The following is a 20,263-nucleotide window of genomic DNA, read 5'->3' as shown; positions in this document are numbered from 1 at the left end:
CGAAGGATGGGTGTCATTCTGCTTGCGGGGATTACCGGTGGATTACACAAACCAGGGCGTTGGGCGGAGGGACGGCCAGGACATATTTTTTTGTTGCTGAAGCTTTTCGTCCTTGAACAGCTGCAAACGGACAAGCAGTCGATTTGAGCAGGATGATTTTAGCGGGGTCGCTTTTCTTTGATTCGTGTGGAGCGACCGACCGGAAAGAAAATAGCTGCGACGTTTTGCGCGGTGGTTGTGATTTGCTGATATATCTTCGCAAAATCAGAAACCTGACTCTGTCTATGCATTTGCATAGAGCCGATTGCAACCAAAGGTGATTTTGCGCCGCACAAATCAGCCTTGACTTTTATCCGTAGGCCGCTTTCAATCAGCAAATACGAATAGAACAAAGGGACAGGCGATGTTCAATTTCGATGAGGCCAACAAGAAGAGCAAGGAAGCGATGGACGGAATGCTGAAGAGCTATTCCGAGATCGCCAAGGGTTATCAGGCGATCGCTACCGAAGCGACCGATTATTCCAAGAAGTCCTTCCAGGATATGACGGGTTTCATGGAAGAGCTTGCCTCCACCCGCAGCGTCGAGGCGGCCTTCGAGCTCCAGACCAAATACGTGAAATCGGCTTATGAAAGCTTCATTGCCGAGTCGACCAAGATCACCGACATGTATGCCGATCTCGCAAAGACGGCCTACAAGCCCTACGAAGCGCCGGTCGCCAAGTCGACCGCCGTGGTGACCGCAAACGCCGCGTAACGCCCATAGCGGCCCCTTCAAACGACGCTTTCATCATAGAAGGCCGGCGGCGTTCAGCGCTGCCGGCCTTTTTGATTCATGCCAATGCGGAAATATCCGACTTTCGGCATGTTCCATCATCTCTTTAGCGGAATAGTGATTGCGTGGCCGCAAAGGGGGCTTAAAATCCGCGTTCAATGAACTAAGTTAGGAAGACTAAAGTCCGGCCGTTCGGCCATTCGGACGAACCCGCCGGATGACTGGGGAATGAATGAAGATGATCGCACTGCCGATCTTGATGCAAGCTGAAAAGGGTGGCGACGGAGACAACGCAAATCGCGGTACCTCGGTCATCACTCGTACGAAGCCGAAAACAAAGAAGCCAAATCTCTACCGCGTACTGCTGCTGAATGACGATTATACGCCGATGGAGTTCGTCATCCACATTCTGGAACGTTTCTTTCAGAAGGACAGGGAGGCAGCGACGCGTATCATGCTCCACGTCCACAATCACGGCGTGGGGGAATGCGGAATATTTACATACGAAGTAGCGGAAACCAAAGTGTCCCAGGTCATGGACTTCGCCCGGCAACACCAGCATCCGCTGCAATGTGTCATGGAAAAGAAGTGAGGAACCCGACGTGCCAACATTTTCGCCTAGTCTAGAAAAGGCGCTGCATCAGGCACTGACCTTTGCCAACGAGCGGCATCACGAATATGCCACGCTCGAGCACCTGCTTTTGGCGTTGATCGACGATGCCGATGCAGCCGCGGTCATGGGCGCTTGTAACGTCAATTTGGAAACCCTGCGCAAGACCGTCGCCGACTATGTCGATAATGAACTTGCCAACCTGATTACCGGTTATGACGAGGATTCCAAGCCGACCTCCGGCTTCCAGCGCGTCATCCAGCGCGCCGTCATCCACGTCCAGTCCTCCGGCCGTGAGGAAGTGACCGGCGCCAACGTTCTCGTCGCGATCTTCGCGGAACGGGAAAGCCATGCGGCCTTCTTCCTGCAGGAGCAGGAAATGACCCGCTATGACGCGGTCAACTATATTTCTCACGGCATCGGCAAGCGTGCTGGCACCTCCCAGACCCGCACGCCGCGCGGCGCCGAGGACAGCGAGTCGGAAGCCAAGCCCTCCGCCCGCGATCAGGAGGAAGGTTCGGCCAAGAAACCGCAGGATGCCCTCAAGGCCTATTGCGTCAATCTGAACGAAAAGGCCCGCGACGGCCGCATCGATCCGCTGATCGGCCGCCATGCCGAAGTCAACCGGACGATCCAGGTCCTGTGCCGCCGTTCCAAGAACAACCCGCTCTACGTGGGTGATCCGGGCGTCGGCAAGACGGCGATCGCCGAAGGCCTCGCCAAGCGGATCATCGAAGGCAAGGTGCCGGAGGCTCTCGCCGACGCCACCATCTTCTCGCTTGACATGGGTACGCTGCTCGCCGGCACCCGTTATCGCGGCGACTTCGAAGAACGGCTAAAGCAGGTCGTCAAGGAACTTGAAGAGTATCCGGGCGCGGTCCTGTTCATCGACGAGATCCACACCGTCATCGGCGCCGGTGCCACTTCCGGCGGCGCGATGGATGCCTCGAACCTGTTGAAGCCGGCGCTGTCTTCGGGCGCGATCCGCTGCATCGGTTCGACCACCTATAAGGAATACCGCCAGTTCTTCGAAAAGGACCGGGCTCTGGTTCGCCGCTTCCAGAAGATCGACGTCAATGAACCGTCGATCGACGATGCGATCGAAATCATGAAGGGCCTGAAGCCCTATTTCGAGGAATACCACAAGCTGCGTTACACCAACGACGCGATCAAGGCGGCTGTCGAGCTTTCGGCGCGCTACATTTCCGACCGCAAGCTTCCGGACAAGGCGATCGACGTGATCGACGAGACCGGCGCGGCCCAGATGCTCTTGCCCGCTTCCAAGCGCCGCAAGCTGATCACCGAGAAGGAAATCGAGGTGACGATCGCCACGATGGCGCGGATCCCGGCAAAGACCGTCTCCAAGGATGACGAGATGGTTCTCGCCAACCTCGAAAAAGAGCTGCGTTCGGTTGTCTATGGCCAGGATGCGGCGATCGAAGCCCTGTCGACCGCGATCAAGCTTGCCCGTGCGGGCCTGCGCGAGCCGAACAAGCCGATTGGCTCCTACGTCTTTTCCGGCCCGACTGGCGTCGGCAAGACGGAGGTCGCCAAACAGCTTGCCGCCTCGCTCGGCGTCGAGATGCTGCGGTTCGACATGTCGGAATATATGGAGCGCCACACGGTCTCGCGGCTGCTCGGCGCACCTCCCGGTTATGTCGGCTTCGACCAGGGCGGTCTCCTGACCGATGGCGTCGACCAGCATCCGCACTCAGTGGTCCTGCTCGACGAAATCGAGAAGGCGCATCCGGATATCTACAATATCCTGCTGCAGGTCATGGACCATGGTTCATTGACCGACCACAACGGCAAGAAGATCGATTTCCGCAACGTCATCCTGATCATGACGACCAACGCGGGCGCGTCGGAAATGGCCAAGGCCGCCATCGGCTTCGGTTCGTCCAAGCGCACCGGCGAGGACGAAGAGGCGATCAACCGCCTGTTCACGCCGGAATTCCGCAACCGCCTCGATGCGATCATCCAGTTCGCACCGCTGCCGACCGAGGTCATCCATCAGGTCGTTCAGAAGTTCGTCATGCAGCTCGAGACGCAGCTCTCGGAACGCAACGTCACCTTCGACCTGCATCAGGATGCAATCGCCTGGCTGGCGGAAAAGGGTTACGACGAGAAGATGGGTGCCCGCCCGCTCTCTCGCGTCATCCAGGAATACATCAAGAAGCCGCTCGCCAACGAGATCCTGTTCGGCAAGCTGCGTAAGGGTGGTGTGGTCCGCGTCACGGTAGGCAAGGGCGAGGATGGCAAGGACAAGCTCATCCTCGACTCGATCTCCGAGGCGACCCCTGTGAAACCGAAGCCGGAGGCCGAGGTGGAAGAGGCCGCCGAGGAAGCCGAAACCAAGGTCGTCAAGGCCAAGGCGCCGAAGAAGTCGGCGCAGAAGGACAAGGACGGCGGCCCGGCCAGGGCTCGCGCCATGGTCGATGCGGACGTGATCGCTTCGGATGACGCGCCCAAGACGCCGCCCCGCAAGGGCACCACGGTGCCGCGCGTGCCGAAGAGCAAATAACTCCTTCGGATGGAATTTTGGCGATGCCGGGCTTGTCCCGGCATCGCTGTTTTCATGACTGACCGTTTCCCATACCCGCCGGAATACTTATGTCTCCAGACAGTGACGATCGCAGCGCCCTATCCTGGTTTTTTACCGGCATGCGGGGCCTGCTTTCGCTTCCGGCCCTCATTCTTCTAACCTCGATCGTCGGCTTCAGCGCCTTTGCGCTGGAATCGGGCCTGACGCGTGGCGAGGCGGTGTTCATGTCGCTGGCGATCTGGGCGCTGCCGGCGCAGGTCATCCTGATCGGGACAATGGCGAGCGGCGCCAATATTGCCGCCTGCTTTCTCGCGGTGACGCTCTCCTCGATCCGCATGACGCCGATGGTCGCCTCGGTCGTCCCGGAGATGCGAACAAGGCGCACGCCGATCTGGCTGCTGCTGATCCTGTCGCATTTCATCGCCATCACGTCCTGGGTCTTCGCGATCACCACGCTTCGCAACGTGCCGCGCGAGCACCGGGCGATCTATTTCGCCGGTTTCGGCGTGACGCTGACGTTGACCGGCACACTGGTCGTTGCGGTCTTCTACGATATCGTTTCGGCCTTTCCGCCGGCCGTCGCGGGCGTACTCTTCTTCCTGACGCCCGTCTATTTCAACGCCTCCATCTGGGCGAGCGCGCGCCAGCCGGTGGTGCAGATAGCTTTCGTCATGGGGGTGATCCTCGGCCCGACGCTGGCGCTGGTGACCCCGCAATTCGACGTGCTGTGCGCTGGCCTTGGCGGCGGCACTGCCGCCTATCTGATCGACAGGGCACGCCGCAACAGAAAGCGTGCCGGGCAGGAGACCAGGCGATGATTGCCGAATACTGGACCTTTATCGTCATTGCGATCGCCGGTTTCCTGGCGACCGATATCTGGCGGTGGCTCGGGGTTTTTACCGGCAACCGGCTGAACGAAGACTCCGAAGCGCTTTATTGGGTGAGGGCGGTGGCGACTGCGCTGGTCATGGCCGTCACCGCAAAACTGATCGTTTTCCCGAACGGCACGCTCGCCGGTTCGCCGCTCTGGCTGCGGCTGGGGTCGGCCGGCATCGGTTTCGCCATCTTCCTGGCGACCGGCCGCAAGGTCTGGATCGGCGTTGCGGTGCCGATGGCGCTGCTTGTCGCCGGTCTCTGGTGGGTTGGTTTCTGAAGCTTAATTGCCCAATTTGCCAATGATCTTCTCGGCATTCGCCGCAAGTACGTCGTTATTCTCCATCTGGCCCGAATGGGGTTTCAACGGCTGTCCCTCGTAGCGCGGGACGACGTGGAAATGTAGATGGTACACAGTCTGGCCGGCTGCCGGTTCGTTGAACTGGATGACCGTGATGCCGTCCGCCTCGAAGGCTTGCCTGGCAGCTCTGGCGAGCTTCTGCACCACCGGGATGACCTTCGAAAGCACGGCAGGATCGGCATCGAGAATATTGCGCGACGGGGCTTTCGGGAGCACCAGCAGGTGACCGGGCGACTGCGGCATGACATCCATGAAAGCGAGCGTATCGGCATCCTCATAGACCCTATGGCACGGGATCTCGCCGCGCAGGATTTTTCCGAAGATGTTGTTGCTGTCGTAAGCCTGTCCGCTCATCGCGATGTCCTCTCCTAGTTTTGCCGGCCCGATCTTTCCGGGCCCTAATCCTGTTCCTGCTGGCGTTCGCCCTTGCGGAACGGGCTGTGCTCGGCGAGATATTCCGTCATCTGCTCCACGTCTTCGCGCTCGTGTTCCAGATAGTCGGCGATCGCGCGCCTCAGCCCCGCATGGGCGATATAGTGCATCGAATGCGTGGTGACAGGCAGGTAACCGCGCGCCAGCTTGTGTTCCCCTTGCGCGCCCGCTTCGACGCGCTTCAGGCCCTTAGCGAGCGCGAAATCGATCGCCTGGTGGTAACAGACCTCGAAATGCAGGAAGGGATGGTCCTCGACACAACCCCAGTGGCGGCCGTAAAGCGCGTCCCCGCCGATGAAATTGATCGCGCCGGCGACGTATTTTCCCTCGCGTTTGGCCATCACCAGCAGGACGTCCTCGGGCATACGCTCGCCGATCAGCGAATAGAATTTTCGCGTCAGGTAAGGCCGGCCCCATTTGCGACCGCCGGTGTCCATGTAGAATTCGAAGAACTGGTCCCAGATGTCCTCGGTGAGGTCCTTGCCGGTCAGCCAGTCGATCGAAATACCGTTTTCCAGGGCCGAGCGCCGTTCCTTCTTCAGCGCCTTGCGTTTGCGCGAGGCGAGCGTTTCGAGGAAGGCGTCGTGGTTCTCGTAACCTTCGTTGATGAAATGGAACTGCTTGTCGGTGCGGTGCAGGTAGTCGGCCTCTTCGAAAGCAGCGACCTGGTCTTCCGCGACGAAGGTCACATGTGCGGAAGAGATGCCGAGCTGGCGTGTCACCTCCTGGAGACCGGCCGCCAGCGTCAGTTCGGTCGAAGCCCGGTCGTAACCTTCGCAGACGAGCAGGCGCGGCCCGCTCGCCGGCGTGAACGGCACGGTGCACTGCAGTTTCGGATAATAACGCCCGCCGGCGCGCTCAAACGCGTCGGCCCAGCCGTGGTCGAAGACGTATTCGCCCTGGCTATGGCTTTTCAGATAACCAGGAACCGCGCCGATCAGCGTGCCCTTGTCGTCTTCGAGGAGAAGATGATGGCCGAGCCAGCCGGTCTTGGCGGTAGCGGAGCCCGATTCCTCCAGCGCCGAGAGAAAGGCGTGCGACAGGAACGGATTGTAGGGCGTTTCCGAAGAGGAGGACTTGGAAGTGCCCGAAAGGCGCGACCAGCTTGCCGGGCTGATCGCGCAGAAGGATTTTTCGATGCGGATGGTGAGATTGCCGGTCATACTCTGCTTTACACGGAGGGGGAGGAAACCTCCCGCGGATCAAAACCTTCGAAGGTCATCTGGTCAGCATATTTATAGGTATGTTCGCGGCCGTTTGCATCCCTTACGGTCCAGGTAATGACCGGAATTCCGGTCGCCCTCTGGGCTGTGATGAACGTGTTCGGCAGGTGGGGGTAATGGTAGGAAATGAAGTCGAGGCCGAGCTGCATGGCCTCGTCGTGCTCGAAGAATTCCTCCGGCTTGTCGCCCATGGCGGTGAGGCCGAGCGGGTAGGGCGAACCGGCATTTTTTAGGTCGCGCAGGATGTGGTAGTCGAAGCTCATCAGCGCCACCTTGCCCTGATAACCTTCGAGGACCTCGAGCACCGCCTCGGCGAACCCGTCGTCGTCGCCGTCGCCTTCGCGTCCCTTGACCTCGATCACCAGAGGCACCTTGCCGGCGACGAGGGCAAGCATCTGCTTCAGCGTCGGCACCTTGTCCTTGGTCGCCCCGACCGAAAGCATGCCGAGTTCGGCTGAGGTCTTTTCACGGATATCGCCCTTGATGCCGCAGAGCCGTTCGAGATCGTGATCGTGGAAGATCACCGGCACGCTGTCGGCGGCAAGCTGCACGTCGCATTCGATCGCAAAGCCGGCCTCGACAGCGCGGGAAAACGCCGACAGGGTGTTTTCCCAGACCTGGTGGTTCACATCGTGATAACCGCGATGGGCTACCGGAAGGTCCTTGATCCAGGTGGCGTCGGTCATGCTTCGATCTCGATAATGGCTTCGATTTCGACGGAGGCGTTGAACGGCAGCGCCGCCATGCCGACGGCAGCCCGCGCATGCTTGCCCGCGTCGCCGAGAACGTTGGCGATCAGGTTCGATGCGCCGTTGGTGACGATATGCTGTTCGAAGAAGCCGGGCGCCGAGGCGACAAAGCTCGAAAGCTTGACCACCCGCTTGATCCGGCGGAGATCGCCGCCCAATGCCGCCTTCGCCTGGGCGAGGATATTGATGGCGCAGAGTTCTGCAGCACGGCTCGCTGCCGGCACGTCGACACCCGCGCCGACAAGGCCGGTGACGGCCACCTTGCCGTTTTCATTCGGCAGCTGGCCGGAGATGAACAGCAGGTTGCCGGTAATCACGTAGGGCACGTAATTGGCGGCGGGTGCGGCCGCGACGGGGAGTTCGATCCCCAGTTCCTTCAGGCGGCCTTCGATGGCTTCGGTCATTTTCGACTCCCGTTTTGTTGTAAATTCTTCAAAAATCCTGCATCAAGGCCTTAGCTTGGTCAGATGGCGTTCTTATAACATCCCCGACTGAGTCCAACAGGAGAATGTGAATGTTGCGAATGAGCCTCGGGGTGATCCTTGCCGGCGGTCTGAGCCTTGCGGCTGCCACCTCCGCGGACGCGACGACCGACGGTGCCGCCCGGCTGCTCGTCCCGCATCGCGCCATTTACGACCTGAAGCTCAAGAATGCCTCTGAACGTTCGGGCATCGAAGGCATGTTCGGCCGCATGGTCTATGAGTTCACCGGCTCGGCCTGCACCGGTTTTTCCACCAATTTCCGGCTGGTCACCAAGATCGACACGGGCGAGGAGACGCGCCTTAGCGACCAGCAGACTACGACCTTCGAGGACATGGCCGCAAACCAGTTCCATTTCGAGACCAAGTCCTTCACCGACGAGCAGCTCGACAAGCAGCTGACCGGCGATGCGTCGATCGCCGACAAGGGCGTCAAGGTGGCAATTACCCAGCCCGACGGCCGCGAGATCGACCTGCCGGCGAGCGATTTCCCGACCAGCCATATGCTGGACGTCATCGCGAATGCCAAGCAGGGTAAGAACTTCTTCGAGGCGCGGGTCTTCGACGGTTCGGAAAACGGCGACCAGGCGCTCCTGACGACGACGGTGATCGGCAAGTCGCAGACGGTGCAGAAGGACGATGTGGATGCCGACAAGGCGGGCGAGTTCGCAAAGACGGCCTATTGGCCGGTGACGATCGCCTATTTCAACGAAAATGCCGCCGGCGATCCCACCCCCGTCTACAATATGTCGTTCAAACTCTACGAAAACGGCATCACCCGCGATCTCACCATGGATTACGGCGACTTCGTGCTGTCCGGCAGCCTGGTCAAGCTGGAGCTCCTGAAGCCGCAGGATCCATGCCCCGCGCCGGCGAAATAGCCGTCCTCTGTCAATTGCCGGTCACTGGCTGGCCCGCTGAGGCAATTTCCGGCAAAAGCACTTGCTTTTGCGGTAAATCGAATGTATGGCCAGCCGCATTCCACACGTAAGGCATGGGATTGTCCGGGAGAAATCCGGACTGTTCCGCCCGGTGGCATTCTCGAAGAGGGTGCTGTTCGCCTTGCGGAGGTTCAACCGGAAAAGGATAACAAGGCATGGCATTGCCCGATTTCTCTATGCGCCAGCTTCTCGAAGCAGGCGTTCACTTCGGCCACCAGACTCACCGCTGGAACCCGAAGATGAAGCCGTACATCTTCGGCGACCGTAACAACATCCACATCATCGACCTGGCCCAGACCGTCCCGATGCTGTCGCGCGCCCTTCAGGTCGTGTCGGACACCGTCGCCCGCGGCGGCCGCGTTCTGTTCGTCGGCACCAAGCGCCAGGCGTCTGAACTGATTGCCGACTCGGCCAAGCGTTCGGCCCAGTATTACGTCAACTCCCGCTGGCTCGGCGGCATGATGACCAACTGGAAGACCATTTCGAACTCGATCCAGCGCCTGCGCAAGCTCGACGAGATCCTGAATTCGGAACAGTCCGGCTATTCCAAGAAGGAACGCCTGAACCTTGAGCGCGAACGCGAAAAGCTGGACAAGGCTCTCGGCGGTATCCGCGACATGGGCGGCACTCCGGACCTGATGTTCATCATCGACACCAACAAGGAAAAGATCGCTATCGACGAAGCCAAGCGCCTGGGCATCCCGGTCGTTGCCATCATCGATTCGAACTGCGATCCGGACCTCATCGACTACCCGATCCCGGGCAATGACGACGCCTCGCGCGCCATCGCTCTCTACACCGACCTGATCGCTCGCGCTGCCATCGACGGCATCGCTCGCCAGCAGGGCGCTTCGGGCCGCGACATCGGTGCCTCTGCAGAAGCTCCGATCGAGCCGGCGCTCGAAGGCGAAGCAGAAGCAGAAGCTTAAAGCTCGGATGGAGCGGCCCGGCCGCTCCTCCTTTCTGAAATTCGATCGAGGCCAGAGATACCGATCCCTGGCCTTGGTCGTTTCAAGGCGAGCCGCCACCGCTTGGTCGTCGAGGCGATCGCTTTCGTGATGTCTTCATCACGCTGTCACACTTCCGGGTACATTCGTCCCAAAACTTTTGAGTCCGCCGACGTTTTTCCGGCGAGAAGCACTTGAACCGACAAGAGGCAAAACAATGGCTGAAATCACCGCTGCACTGGTAAAGGAACTGCGCGAAAAATCTGGCGCAGGCATGATGGACTGCAAGAAGGCGCTGACCGAAACGAACGGCGACATCGAAGCGGCGATCGACTGGCTGCGTGCCAAGGGCATTTCCAAGGCCGACAAGAAGTCCGGCCGCACCGCGGCTGAAGGCCTGATCGGCATCGCCAGCGCCGGCCACAAGGCTGTCGTCATCGAGCTCAACTCGGAAACCGACTTCGTTGCCCGCAACGATGCCTTCCAGGACCTCGTCCGCGGCGTTGCAAGCGTCGCCCTGACGACCGACGGTTCCGTCGAAGCAATCTCGGCTGCCACCTATCCGGCTTCCGGCAAGCCGGTTGCCGACACCATCAAGGACGCGATCGCCACGATCGGCGAGAACATGACGCTGCGTCGCGCCGCCCTGCTGCAGGTCGAGCACGGCGTCGTTGCGACCTATGTCCATAACGCTGCCGGCGACGGCATCGGCAAGCTCGGCGTTCTGGTCGCCCTGAAGTCGGTCGGCGACAAGGAAGTCCTGAGCTCGATCGGCCGTCAGGTCGCCATGCACATTGCTGCCACCAACCCGCTCGCCATCCGCGCCGAAGAGGTCGATGCGGCTGTGGCTGAGCGCGAGCGCAACGTCTTCATCGAGCAGTCGCGCGCTTCCGGCAAGCCGGAAGCCATCATCGAAAAGATGGTCGACGGCCGCATGCGCAAGTTCTTCGAAGAAGTTGCCCTTCTGTCGCAGGCCTTCGTCGTCAACCCGGAAGTGACCGTCGGCCAGGCCGTCAAGGACGCTGAAAAGCTCGCCGGCGCTTCGATCGAAGTCGTCGGCATGGCCCGTCTTCTGCTCGGCGAAGGCGTCGAAAAGGAAGAAACGGATTTTGCCGCTGAAGTCGCGGCAGTCGCCAAAGGCTGATATTCGTTAGCTAAAGCTGTCGAAAGCGCAAGGGCACCGGTGACAAGCCGGTGCCCTTCGTGTATCCGCAAGCCGTTTGACCCTCCGCATGCATTTCGATTTCAAGGAGCCTCCATGTCGCCTCAGCCCCTCTACAAGCGTGTCTTGCTCAAGGCCTCCGGTGAAGCTCTGATGGGCAGCCAGGGTTTCGGCATCGATGTCGCAGTTGCCGATCGAGTCGCCTCCGATATCGCCGAAGCGCGCGCCATGGGCGTCGATGTCGGCGTGGTCGTCGGCGGCGGTAATATCTTTCGCGGCGTCGCGGTCGCTTCCAAGGGTGGCGACCGGGTGACCGGCGACCATATGGGGATGCTCGGCACCGTGATCAACGCGCTGGCGCTCGCCACCTCGCTGCGCAAGCTGAACGTCGATACCGTGGTTCTGTCGGCGATCTCGATGCCGGAGATCTGCGAGAGCTTTTCGCAGCGCCAGGCGCTGCATCATATGGCGCAGGGCAGGGTGGTGATCTTCGCCGGCGGCACCGGCAATCCGTTCTTCACGACCGATTCGGCGGCGGCCCTGCGCGCGGCCGAAATCGGTGCGGAGGCGATCTTCAAGGGCACCCAGGTGGACGGCATCTATTCGGCCGATCCCAAGAAGGACCCGACGGCGACCCGCTTCGAGACGCTGACGCACGGCGAAGTGCTCGAAAAGGGTCTGGCGGTGATGGACGTGGCAGCGGTGGCGCTCGCTCGCGAAAATTCCATCCCGATCATCGTTTTTTCGATCCATGAGAAGGGCGGCTTCGCTCAAATCTTGACCGGCGGCGGCCGCAAGACCATCGTAGCGGACAATTGAGGCGCGGCGTCGCGGGCCGCCCAGACAACATACGGGAGTAGACGGATGAGTGGAATCGACCTCAACGACATCAAGCGCCGCATGGAAGGCGCGATCAACGCCTTCAAAAGCGATATCGCCTCGCTGCGCACCGGCCGCGCCTCGGCCAATATTCTCGATCCGGTGATGGTCGAAGCCTATGGTTCGCGCGTGCCGCTCAACCAGGTGGCCAACATCACCGTGCCGGAAGCGCGCATGCTCGGCGTGTCCATCTGGGACAAGTCGATGGTCGGCGCCGTCGACCGGGCGATCCGCGAATCAAACCTCGGCCTCAACCCGATCGTCGATGGCCAGAGCCTGCGCATTCCGCTCCCCGAGCTTAATGAAGAGCGCCGTAAGTCGCTGGTCAAGGTCGCGCATGATTATGCGGAAAAGGCGAAGGTTGCTGTACGTCACGTTCGCCGCGATGGCATGGACGGCCTGAAAAAGGCCGAAAAGGACGGCGACATCGGCCAGGACGAAAGTCGCTCGCAGTCGGAAAAAGTGCAGAAGATGACGGATGATACGATTTCCGAAGTCGACCGCTTGCTTGGCGACAAGGAAAAGGAAATCATGCAGGTCTAATTTAGGCCTGGTTTGCCGCCATATTCCCGGCGGCCAAAGGAGCCGCATAGAATATGGTGAACCCCGAGCTTGCAATCATCCCTCAACACGTTGCCATCATCATGGATGGTAATGGACGCTGGGCCAACAAGCGCGGGCTTCCTCGTACGGTCGGACACAGCAAGGGCGTCGAAGCGGTTCGCGAAACGGTACGGGCTGCCGGCGATGCGGGCGTCAAATATCTGACGCTCTTTGCGTTTTCTTCGGAAAACTGGAGCAGGCCTGAAACCGAGGTGAGGGATCTCCTCGGTCTCCTCCGGCGCTTCATCCGCCAGGATCTGGCCGAACTGCACCGCGAGAACATCCGCATCCGGGTGATCGGCGAGCGCGAAAAACTGCGCAGCGACATCCTCCCGCTTCTTCTTGAAGCCGAGGAAACCACAAAGTTCAATACGTCGCTGACACTGATCATCGCCTTCAACTACGGTGCCCGCGATGAGATCGCCCGCGCCGTCGCGATGCTCGCGCGCGACGTCGAGGCCGGCATCCTCAAGGCATCCGAGATCGACCCGGACAAGATCAGCGCAAAGCTGGACACCGCCGGCATTCCCGATCCGGATCTCATCATCCGCACTAGCGGCGAGGAACGGCTTTCGAACTTTCTGCTGTGGCAGGCGGCCTATTCCGAACTTGTCTTCCTGCCGGACTACTGGCCGGATTTCGATCGGAAGCTCTTCCTCGACGCCCTGAAGATCTATGCCTCGCGCGACCGCCGCTTCGGTGGCCTATCGGACAAGACGATAGCGGTGGGCGGTTGATGAGCGCTGAACTGAAGCGCCGCATTGCATCCGCATTGGTTCTGGCGGTCGTAGTGCTGACGGCCACCTGGTATGGCGGCCTGACATTCCGCGTCGTGGCGGCCGTCATGGCGGTGCTGATCTATTACGAGTGGTCGACGATCACGCGGGCGGCCGAGCGCGATTTTCGTGCCAACGCCTTTGGCTGGCTCTCCATCGTTCTGATTGCTATTGACCTGGTCGCTGACGAAGGTGAGCTCTCGGTGCCGATTCTCGGCGGCGCGATGATCACCGCCATTCTTTTCGTGCTGCTGCGCAAGGGAAGCTGGTGGCTGCCGGGTGGCATCTTTTACGCAGGCTTGAGCGGTATCTCGCTCGCCGCGATCCGTGCCGAGGACCAGGCGGGGTTGGTCGCGACGCTTTTCATTTTCGCGGTCGTCTGGGCGACCGACATTCTCGCCTATTTTGTCGGTCGTGCCCTGCAGGGGCCAAAACTGGCGCCGCGGATTTCTCCCGGCAAGACCTGGTCGGGCGCGATCGGCGGCACTGTGTCCGGCGTGATTGCAAGCTCGGCCCTGACGCTCGGCGTGTTTTCCCGGCTGTCGATCTGGACGGTGGCGATCGCATTTTTGCTCTCGGTGGCAAGCCAGATAGGCGACCTGTTCGAATCGTTCATCAAGCGCCGGTTTGGGGTGAAGGATTCCAGCCACCTCATCCCGGGGCATGGCGGCGTCATGGACCGCGTCGACGGCCTCGTTTTCGCCTGTTTCGCAGCGTTCCTGATGACGCTTGTTTATGCGGCCACGACGGGCCATCTTGATATATCGGTTGCAGGCTTTCTCTTCGGCTTTTGAGGACTGGGCGGCCGCTACAATGTTGAAACGGAAACTTTGATGGCCATCCTCAGCTTCTTCACCGGCTACATCATCCCCTTCGTGCTGGTCTTGTCCCTGCTCGTCTTTGTGCACGAGATGGGACACTATCTCGTCGGGCGCTGGTGCGGCATCCGGGTAACCGCCTTCTCGGTCGGCTTCGGTCCGGAACTCATAGGCTTCACCGATAGTCACGGCACCCGCTGGAAGATCTCGGCGATCCCGCTTGGCGGCTACGTCAAATTCTTTGGCGACGAGGATGCCGCGAGCATGCCGGATGCGAGCGGCCTTGCGGGCATGAGCGAGGAAGACAAGGCGAGGACGCTCGCAGGCGCCAAGCTTTGGAAGAGGGCCGCCACCGTTGCGGCCGGCCCGATCGCCAATTTCATTCTGGCAATCGCGATTTTCGCCGTCCTCTTCAGCGTCTATGGCAAGGTGGTCGCCGATCCGGTGGTTGCCGAGGTTCAGCCGAATAGCGCCGCCCTTGCCGCTGGCGTGCAGCCCGGCGATCGGCTGGTGGCGCTTGACGGTTCGCGCATCCGGACTTTCGACGACGTGCGGCGTTATGTCAGCATCAGGCCGGAGACCCCGATCGTCGTGACGGTCGAGCGCAACGGCCAGGATCTCGATCTGCCGATGGTGCCGAAGCGCTCCGAGGTCACCGACCAGTTCGGCAACAAGGTCGAGCTCGGCCTGATCGGCATCGTCACCAACGAACAGCGCGGCAATTTCCGCATCGAGACGTTCACGCCGCTGCAGGCCGTTGCCGAAGGCGTCACCGAGACCGGCCATATCGTCACCGGCACCTTCCGCTATATCGGAAATCTGGTGACCGGCCGGATGAAGGCCGACCAGCTCGGCGGGCCGGTCAGGGTTGCCCAGGCATCGGGGCAGATGGCGTCGCTCGGCTTTGCAGCAGTGGTCCAGCTCGCAGCCGTTCTTTCCGTCTCAATTGGGCTTTTGAACCTCATGCCTGTGCCAGTTCTGGACGGCGGCCATCTCGTCTTCTACGCAATCGAGGCCATCCGTGGCCGGCCGCTTGGCGCGGGAGCGCAGGAGATCGCCTTTCGTATCGGGCTTGCGATGGTTTTGAGCCTGATGGTCTTCGCGACCTTCAACGACATCAGCAATCTGATCGGCTGATGTCCTTCAAATCGTAAAAGAAACCGTTTATTCACCATGTTTCCAACAGTTGCGTGGCCATTGGGTCACGCAAGGGAAGTAAGTAAACAGAAATTAACGCGATGCCTTGCTTGTAGGTCAAAAGAAGGTAAAACGACACACGTGGCCGGAGTCGGGCACCACCCGCCGAGGGACAACGGGAAAAGGTAAGAATTGAAATGAAGGCTGGTTCAAAGTTTTTGAACGCAGTGTCGGCGTTTGCGCTGTCTGCTAGTGTTGTTGCATCGGGCGCAGGTGTACTGGTACTTGCTTCCGCACTTTCTGCCGAAGCGGCGGTTATCCGGAACGTTCAGGTCCGCGGCGCACAGCGCGCCGGCGAGGAGGCCGTCCGTTCCAACCTGACCATCCGTCCGGGTGTCAACTTCTCCAACAACGACATCGATGAATCGGTCCGCAAGCTCTATTCGACCGGCTATTTCTCGGATGTCAAAATCAGTGTTTCCGGCAGCACGCTCGTCGTGTCGGTGAGCGAAAATCAGCTCATCAACCAGGTCGTGTTCAACGGAAACCGCAAGATCACCGACGAGAAGCTCCAGGCCGTGGTGCAGACCCAGCCGCTCGGCCCGTATAATCAGGCCCTGATCGATGCGGATATCCAGCGTCTGCGCGAAGCCTATCGTGCGATCGGCCGCAGCGACGTCCAGATCACCACCCAGACCGCTGACGTCGGCCAGGGACGCGTCAATCTCGCCTTCGTCATCAACGAAGGCGACCGCACCAAGATCGCCGACATCAATTTCGTCGGCAATCAGGCTTATGGCGATGGCCGCCTGAAGTCGGTGATCGTCACCAAGGAATCCGGCCCGCTGTCCTTCCTGACCCGCAAGGACGTCTATAGCGAGGACAAGCTGCGCGCCGACGAAGAAGCGTTGCGCCAGTTCTATTACAATCACGGTTATCCGGACTTCCGCGTCATCTCGTCGGAAGCTGTGCTCGACGCATCGGGCAACAAGTACAATATCAGCTTCACGGTCGAGGAAGGCCAGCGTTACGAATACGGCAACGTCTCGGTCGAATCCACCGTCCAGGGGATCAGCAGCCAGGACCTCGAAGGTCTGGTTAAGACCCGTGCCGGCAACGTCTACGACGCCCGCGAAATCCAGAAGACCATGGAAGCGATCTCCAAGCGCGTCGCCGCGGCCGGTTATCCGTTCGCCCGCGTCACGCCGCGCGGCGACCGCAATATGCAAAACCACACGGTCGGTGTTTCCTACCTGGTCGACCAGGGCGAGCGCGCCTACGTCGAGCGTATCGAAATCCGTGGCAACACCCGCACGCGTGACTATGTCATCCGCCGCGAATTCGATTTCAGTGAAGGCGACGCCTTCAATCAGGAAATGATTTCGCGCGCCAAGCGTCGCCTTGAAGCGCTCGGTTACTTCACCTCCGTCAACATCTCGACCTCGCAGGGCTCGTCGCCCGACCGCGTCGTCATCGTTGTCGATGTCGAAGACCAGCCCACCGGTTCGTTCGGTATCGGTGCCGGTTACTCCGCTGGCGGCGACGGCTTCCTGCTCGAAGCTTCGATCGAAGAAAAGAACTTCCTCGGCCGCGGCCAGTTCATCCGCGTTGCAGTCGGCGGTGGTCTTGACGAAGCGCGCAGCTACAATCTTTCGTTCACCGAGCCCTACTTCCTCGGTTATCGTCTGGCGGCCGGTTTCGACCTCTTCAAGAGCAAGACCTCGTCGAACAGCTATTACGATTACAACGAGCAGGGCGTTACCCTGCGCGTTACGGCGCCGATCACCGAAGATCTGGCGACGACGTTCCGCTACACCTACAAGGAAATCGAATACTCCAACGACGGTGCCTTCGGCGCTGACGGCGTTCCTGGCACCGTAGACGACAATCTTTCGTCGCCTTACATCTCGATGATCGACAACGGCAAGTTCGTTCAATCGTCGATTTCGCAGACGCTGACCTACAATACGCTCGACAGCCAGACGCTGCCGCGCGAAGGCATCTACGCGACGATCACGCATGAATATGCAGGTCTCGGTGGCGACTCCGACTTCTACAAGATTTCCGGTCGTGCCCGTTACTTCCAGCTCCTGTCGACCGAAGCTGACCTGATCGGCTCCATCGCAGTCGGCGCCGGCCATGTGGTTTCCACCGGCGACAATCTGCATGTCTTCGACCAGTTCACGATCGGCGGTCGTCAGGTTCGCGGCTTCGAGAACGACGGTATCGGTCCGCGTACGACCGATCACGGCGACGCGCTCGGTGGCACGACCTACTTTACGGCCTCTGCCGAAATGACGATGCCGATGCCGGCTGTTCCGGAAGACTTCGGTCTGCGTGCTGCTGTCTTTGCCGATGCCGGTACACTTTACGGCAACGATGTTCCGCTCGGCACCAGCACCGCGCAGGGCACCAGCATGAACTGGCGTGCTTCGGTCGGTGCGGGTATCATGTGGGCGTCGCCGTTCGGCAACATCCGCTTCGACTACGCGCATCCCGTCATGAAGGAAGACTTCGACGAAACCCAGGAATTCCGGTTCAGCATGGCGAACCAGTTCTGATCATCTCCGCTCGCGATTGCGAGCGGAAATCTGTTCTGGAGCTTTAGCTTTATGGACCACAATGAATTCTTTCCGCCCCATGATGGCGTGAGCCTGCGCGAGTTGGCCGCCCTTCTTGGGGCCGAATTGCTTGATGGCAGCGCCGGAGATCGGTTGATCCGTTCCGTTGCACCCGTTGCGCGGGCCGGTGAGGGCGAGATTTGTTATATCCTGTCCCGGAAAAGCCGTCGCGAACTGGAGAGCTGCAAGGCTTCCGCGATTATTTGTGACACGGCGATCCGTTCCATCATCCCGGCCCATATCCCGGTCGTGCTGACCAAGACCCCGCACACGGCGTTTGCGCAGGCGGGTGCTATCCTGCATCCGATCGCGATGCGACCGTCTCCGATCACCTCGTTTCCGCCCGGCATTTCGCCGGCCGCTTTCGTGGATCCAACCGCCAGGCTTGAACCCGGCGTCGAAGTCGAGCCCATGGCCGTGATCGGCGCGCGGGCGGAAATCGGCACCGGCAGCCGCATCGGCGCCGGCAGCGTCATCGGCGCCGACGTCAAGATCGGCCGGGATTGCACAATCGCCGCGGGTGCGAGCGTCGTTGCAGCTCTCATCGGTAATGGCGTGATCATCCATAATGGCGTTCGCATCGGCCAGGATGGCTTCGGTTTTGCTCCGGGTCCGAGAGGCATGCTGAAAATCGTTCAGATCGGCCGCGTCATCATCCAGGACAATGTCGAGATCGGCGCCAACACGACCGTCGATCGCGGCGCCATGGATGATACGGTCATCGGCGAAGGCACCAAGATCGACAATCAGGTTCAGATCGCCCACAACGTCCGCATCGGCCGCCATTGCGGCATTGCGAGCGGCGCAGGTATTGCCGGTTCGACGCGGATCGGCGACGGAGTATTGATCGGTGGCGCATCCGGTATTAATGGACACATCTCGATTGGAGACGGCGTGCAGATCGCCGCGATGAGCGGTGTGGTGGGGGATATTCCTGCCGGGGCGCGTTATGGCGGCATTCCCGCCCGCCCGATGCCGGATTTCCTCCGCGATACCGCGGAAGTCTTGATGCGTTCGGACGAGCGGGCGAAACGCAGAGGAGAGAAGAAGAATGACTGATGAGACCAAGCCGGTGCTCGGCGCGGCCGATATTCAGGAAATCATGAAGCTGCTGCCGCACCGCTATCCTTTTCTCCTGGTCGATAAGATCGTCGAGATCGATGGCGATAACTCCGCGATCGGCATCAAGAACGTCACCGCCAACGAGCCGCATTTCACCGGGCATTTTCCGGAGCGGCCGATCATGCCGGGCGTGCTGCTGATTGAAGGCATGGCGCAGACCGCCGGCGCAATCTGCGCCAGGAAGGAAGGCGAGGGTGGCAATCTCGTCTACTTCATGACCATCGACAATGCCCGCTTCCGCAAGCCGGTCGTGCCGGGTGATCGGGTCGAGTTCCATGTCACCAAGCAGAAACAGCGCGGCAATATCTGGAAATTCCATTGTGACGCGAAGGTAGACGGCGTACTTGTTGCCGAAGCCGATATCGGCGCGATGATCCGGCGCAAGGAAGAAGAATGAAAAGCATTGCAGCTAGCGCACGCATCCATCCGTTAGCTTTGGTCGAGGACGGTGCCGTCATCGGCGAGAATGTCGTCGTCGGCCCGTTTTCGCATGTCGGTCCGCGTGTGGTGCTGAAGGATGGCGTCGAACTGGTTTCGCATGCTGTGGTAAGCGGCCGTACCGAGATCGGCCGCAACTGCCGAATTTTCCCGATGGCGATCATCGGCGGCGTCTCCCAGAGCCTTCATGAGGCTGGCGAGGATTCGACGCTGACGGTTGGCGATAATTGTACCATGCGCGAAGGCGTGACGATGAATTGCGGCACGGTCGGCGGCGGTGGCAAGACCGTCGTTGGCGACAACTGCCTGTTCCTCGCCAATTCGCACGTGGCGCATGACTGCCAGCTCGGCAACGACATCATCATGTCGAACAATGTCATGCTCGCGGGCCATGTCCATGTGGCTGATCGGGCGATCCTCGGTGGCGGCTGCGCCGTGCATCAGTTCACCCGCATCGGCCGCCAGGCTTTCATCGGTGGGCTAACGGCCGTCAATTACGACGTCATCCCGTATGGCATGCTGAACGGCAATCCCGGCGTGCTCGGTGGCCTGAACGTGGTCGGCATGACCCGCGCCGGCATTGAACGGGCGACCATCCATGTCGTCCGCCGCGCCTTCAAGCAGATCTTCGAGGGCGAGAGCAATATCCGCGCCAACGCAGCGGCGATCCGTAACGACTACGCCGATTGCAAGGAAGCGATGGAAATCCTTGATTTTATCGCGGCCGATAGCGATCGCGCCATTTCCTCGACGTTCCGCGGCAAGGGCTGACCCG

General features: G+C 60.4%; 21 protein-coding genes. 17 read left to right on the top strand and 4 right to left on the bottom strand.

Annotation, left to right across the window (positions count from 1 at the left end; genetic code table 11):
• The first annotated feature begins 403 nt into the window (after window positions 1-403).
• The 5 genes from AC1DLT_RS26595 (at window position 404) to AC1DLT_RS26575 (ending at window position 5,080) form a co-directional block, all read left to right on the top strand.
• Entirely contained in the window at window positions 404-754 is a 351-nt protein-coding gene (locus AC1DLT_RS26595) for a phasin family protein (RefSeq protein ID WP_038542579.1), read from the top strand.
• 256 nt (window positions 755-1,010) lie between these two features.
• Window positions 1,011-1,364 (top strand): ATP-dependent Clp protease adapter ClpS, encoded by a 354-nt coding sequence (gene clpS / locus AC1DLT_RS26590; RefSeq protein WP_007758328.1) that lies wholly within the window; start codon window positions 1,011-1,013, stop codon window positions 1,362-1,364.
• 10 nt (window positions 1,365-1,374) lie between these two features.
• Window positions 1,375-3,906: an ATP-dependent Clp protease ATP-binding subunit ClpA gene (gene clpA, locus AC1DLT_RS26585; RefSeq protein ID WP_038542581.1), complete on the top strand. Its 2,532-nt coding sequence runs from the start codon at window positions 1,375-1,377 to the stop codon at window positions 3,904-3,906.
• Between the two features lie 89 nt (window positions 3,907-3,995).
• Window positions 3,996-4,745 (top strand): AzlC family ABC transporter permease, encoded by a 750-nt coding sequence (locus tag AC1DLT_RS26580; RefSeq protein ID WP_477482569.1) that lies wholly within the window; start codon window positions 3,996-3,998, stop codon window positions 4,743-4,745.
• The gene (locus AC1DLT_RS26575; protein ID WP_477482568.1) at window positions 4,742-5,080 is read left to right on the top strand and encodes an AzlD domain-containing protein; all 339 of its coding nucleotides are present in this window, start codon (window positions 4,742-4,744) and stop codon (window positions 5,078-5,080) included. Before AC1DLT_RS26580 ends, AC1DLT_RS26575 begins: the two co-directional genes overlap by 4 nt.
• A 3-nt stretch (window positions 5,081-5,083) precedes the next feature.
• Here AC1DLT_RS26575 and AC1DLT_RS26570 read toward each other — a convergent pair whose 3' ends face one another.
• The 4 genes from AC1DLT_RS26570 to AC1DLT_RS26555 are packed head-to-tail and all read right to left on the bottom strand — an operon-like array spanning window position 5,084 to window position 7,969.
• Window positions 5,084-5,515, bottom strand: a complete 432-nt coding sequence (locus AC1DLT_RS26570) for an HIT family protein (RefSeq protein ID WP_477482567.1) — start codon at window positions 5,513-5,515, stop codon at window positions 5,084-5,086.
• Between the two features lie 44 nt (window positions 5,516-5,559).
• Window positions 5,560-6,756, bottom strand: coding sequence for a GNAT family N-acetyltransferase (locus AC1DLT_RS26565; protein ID WP_247033337.1), 1,197 nt, complete (start codon window positions 6,754-6,756; stop codon window positions 5,560-5,562).
• Window positions 6,757-6,764: 8 nt separating this feature from the next.
• Window positions 6,765-7,502 (bottom strand): glycerophosphodiester phosphodiesterase, encoded by a 738-nt coding sequence (locus tag AC1DLT_RS26560; RefSeq protein WP_477482565.1) that lies wholly within the window; start codon window positions 7,500-7,502, stop codon window positions 6,765-6,767.
• Window positions 7,499-7,969 (bottom strand): RidA family protein, encoded by a 471-nt coding sequence (locus tag AC1DLT_RS26555; protein WP_477488740.1) that lies wholly within the window; start codon window positions 7,967-7,969, stop codon window positions 7,499-7,501. The genes AC1DLT_RS26560 and AC1DLT_RS26555 overlap by 4 nt, the downstream gene beginning before the upstream one ends.
• 110 nt (window positions 7,970-8,079) lie before the next feature.
• On the opposite strand from AC1DLT_RS26555, the gene AC1DLT_RS26550 reads away from it, so the two are divergent.
• The 12 genes from AC1DLT_RS26550 to lpxA all read left to right on the top strand — a co-directional run bounded on the left by AC1DLT_RS26550 (window position 8,080) and on the right by lpxA (window position 20,259).
• Window positions 8,080-8,925 carry a cell envelope integrity EipB family protein gene (locus AC1DLT_RS26550; protein ID WP_247033339.1) on the top strand — a complete coding sequence of 282 codons (846 nt, stop codon included), beginning with the start codon at window positions 8,080-8,082 and terminating at the stop codon, window positions 8,923-8,925.
• A 215-nt stretch (window positions 8,926-9,140) separates the two neighbouring features.
• On the top strand, window positions 9,141-9,914 hold the full coding sequence (rpsB, locus tag AC1DLT_RS26545) for a 30S ribosomal protein S2 (protein WP_007758342.1): 774 nt from the start codon (window positions 9,141-9,143) through the stop codon (window positions 9,912-9,914).
• A gap of 235 nt (window positions 9,915-10,149) precedes the next feature.
• The gene (gene tsf, locus AC1DLT_RS26540) at window positions 10,150-11,076 is read left to right on the top strand and encodes a translation elongation factor Ts (protein WP_038542598.1); all 927 of its coding nucleotides are present in this window, start codon (window positions 10,150-10,152) and stop codon (window positions 11,074-11,076) included.
• A gap of 114 nt (window positions 11,077-11,190) precedes the next feature.
• Window positions 11,191-11,913, top strand: coding sequence for a UMP kinase (gene pyrH / locus AC1DLT_RS26535; RefSeq protein ID WP_038542600.1), 723 nt, complete (start codon window positions 11,191-11,193; stop codon window positions 11,911-11,913).
• A gap of 45 nt (window positions 11,914-11,958) precedes the next feature.
• Window positions 11,959-12,516, top strand: a complete 558-nt coding sequence (gene frr, locus AC1DLT_RS26530) for a ribosome recycling factor (protein WP_038542602.1) — start codon at window positions 11,959-11,961, stop codon at window positions 12,514-12,516.
• 53 nt (window positions 12,517-12,569) lie between these two features.
• Window positions 12,570-13,313, top strand: coding sequence for an isoprenyl transferase (locus AC1DLT_RS26525; protein ID WP_038542604.1), 744 nt, complete (start codon window positions 12,570-12,572; stop codon window positions 13,311-13,313).
• Window positions 13,313-14,146: a phosphatidate cytidylyltransferase gene (locus AC1DLT_RS26520; RefSeq protein ID WP_477488739.1), complete on the top strand. Its 834-nt coding sequence runs from the start codon at window positions 13,313-13,315 to the stop codon at window positions 14,144-14,146. The genes AC1DLT_RS26525 and AC1DLT_RS26520 overlap by 1 nt, the downstream gene beginning before the upstream one ends.
• Window positions 14,147-14,185: 39 nt before the next feature.
• Complete coding sequence (gene rseP, locus AC1DLT_RS26515; RefSeq protein WP_038586352.1) at window positions 14,186-15,307, top strand: RIP metalloprotease RseP; 1,122 nt, start codon at window positions 14,186-14,188, stop codon at window positions 15,305-15,307.
• Window positions 15,308-15,504: 197 nt separating this feature from the next.
• Window positions 15,505-17,868, top strand: coding sequence for an outer membrane protein assembly factor BamA (bamA, locus tag AC1DLT_RS26510; protein ID WP_038542610.1), 2,364 nt, complete (start codon window positions 15,505-15,507; stop codon window positions 17,866-17,868).
• A gap of 51 nt (window positions 17,869-17,919) precedes the next feature.
• Window positions 17,920-18,987, top strand: coding sequence for a UDP-3-O-(3-hydroxymyristoyl)glucosamine N-acyltransferase (lpxD, locus tag AC1DLT_RS26505; RefSeq protein ID WP_247136171.1), 1,068 nt, complete (start codon window positions 17,920-17,922; stop codon window positions 18,985-18,987).
• Window positions 18,980-19,447, top strand: coding sequence for a 3-hydroxyacyl-ACP dehydratase FabZ (gene fabZ / locus AC1DLT_RS26500; RefSeq protein WP_038542613.1), 468 nt, complete (start codon window positions 18,980-18,982; stop codon window positions 19,445-19,447). Before lpxD ends, fabZ begins: the two co-directional genes overlap by 8 nt.
• Window positions 19,444-20,259, top strand: a complete 816-nt coding sequence (lpxA, locus tag AC1DLT_RS26495) for an acyl-ACP--UDP-N-acetylglucosamine O-acyltransferase (protein ID WP_247136170.1) — start codon at window positions 19,444-19,446, stop codon at window positions 20,257-20,259. The genes fabZ and lpxA overlap by 4 nt, the downstream gene beginning before the upstream one ends.
• Window positions 20,260-20,263: the final 4 nt, after the last annotated feature.

It is taken from the genome of Neorhizobium sp. 05N33, from assembly GCF_056397445.1.
Note: the sequence above shows the minus strand (reverse complement) of the source record. Positions and strands in the feature narration are given on the sequence as shown.

What these genes read in the sequence shown, in the direction of transcription:
- rseP (WP_038586352.1), top strand. Translation starts at nt 14,186, where the DNA reads ATGGCCATCCTCAGCTTCTTCACCGGCTACATCATCCCCTTCGTGCTG.
- clpS (WP_007758328.1), top strand. Translation starts at nt 1,011, where the DNA reads ATGATCGCACTGCCGATCTTGATGCAAGCTGAAAAGGGTGGCGACGGA.
- AC1DLT_RS26570 (WP_477482567.1), bottom strand. Translation starts at nt 5,515, where the DNA reads ATGAGCGGACAGGCTTACGACAGCAACAACATCTTCGGAAAAATCCTG.
- AC1DLT_RS26520 (WP_477488739.1), top strand. Translation starts at nt 13,313, where the DNA reads ATGAGCGCTGAACTGAAGCGCCGCATTGCATCCGCATTGGTTCTGGCG.
- pyrH (WP_038542600.1), top strand. Translation starts at nt 11,191, where the DNA reads ATGTCGCCTCAGCCCCTCTACAAGCGTGTCTTGCTCAAGGCCTCCGGT.
- AC1DLT_RS26565 (WP_247033337.1), bottom strand. Translation starts at nt 6,756, where the DNA reads ATGACCGGCAATCTCACCATCCGCATCGAAAAATCCTTCTGCGCGATC.
- AC1DLT_RS26575 (WP_477482568.1), top strand. Translation starts at nt 4,742, where the DNA reads ATGATTGCCGAATACTGGACCTTTATCGTCATTGCGATCGCCGGTTTC.
- AC1DLT_RS26595 (WP_038542579.1), top strand. Translation starts at nt 404, where the DNA reads ATGTTCAATTTCGATGAGGCCAACAAGAAGAGCAAGGAAGCGATGGAC.
- AC1DLT_RS26550 (WP_247033339.1), top strand. Translation starts at nt 8,080, where the DNA reads ATGTTGCGAATGAGCCTCGGGGTGATCCTTGCCGGCGGTCTGAGCCTT.
- frr (WP_038542602.1), top strand. Translation starts at nt 11,959, where the DNA reads ATGAGTGGAATCGACCTCAACGACATCAAGCGCCGCATGGAAGGCGCG.
- rpsB (WP_007758342.1), top strand. Translation starts at nt 9,141, where the DNA reads ATGGCATTGCCCGATTTCTCTATGCGCCAGCTTCTCGAAGCAGGCGTT.
- lpxD (WP_247136171.1), top strand. Translation starts at nt 17,920, where the DNA reads ATGGACCACAATGAATTCTTTCCGCCCCATGATGGCGTGAGCCTGCGC.
- tsf (WP_038542598.1), top strand. Translation starts at nt 10,150, where the DNA reads ATGGCTGAAATCACCGCTGCACTGGTAAAGGAACTGCGCGAAAAATCT.
- fabZ (WP_038542613.1), top strand. Translation starts at nt 18,980, where the DNA reads ATGACTGATGAGACCAAGCCGGTGCTCGGCGCGGCCGATATTCAGGAA.
- lpxA (WP_247136170.1), top strand. Translation starts at nt 19,444, where the DNA reads ATGAAAAGCATTGCAGCTAGCGCACGCATCCATCCGTTAGCTTTGGTC.
- AC1DLT_RS26525 (WP_038542604.1), top strand. Translation starts at nt 12,570, where the DNA reads ATGGTGAACCCCGAGCTTGCAATCATCCCTCAACACGTTGCCATCATC.
- bamA (WP_038542610.1), top strand. Translation starts at nt 15,505, where the DNA reads ATGAAGGCTGGTTCAAAGTTTTTGAACGCAGTGTCGGCGTTTGCGCTG.
- AC1DLT_RS26560 (WP_477482565.1), bottom strand. Translation starts at nt 7,502, where the DNA reads ATGACCGACGCCACCTGGATCAAGGACCTTCCGGTAGCCCATCGCGGT.
- AC1DLT_RS26580 (WP_477482569.1), top strand. Translation starts at nt 3,996, where the DNA reads ATGTCTCCAGACAGTGACGATCGCAGCGCCCTATCCTGGTTTTTTACC.
- AC1DLT_RS26555 (WP_477488740.1), bottom strand. Translation starts at nt 7,969, where the DNA reads ATGACCGAAGCCATCGAAGGCCGCCTGAAGGAACTGGGGATCGAACTC.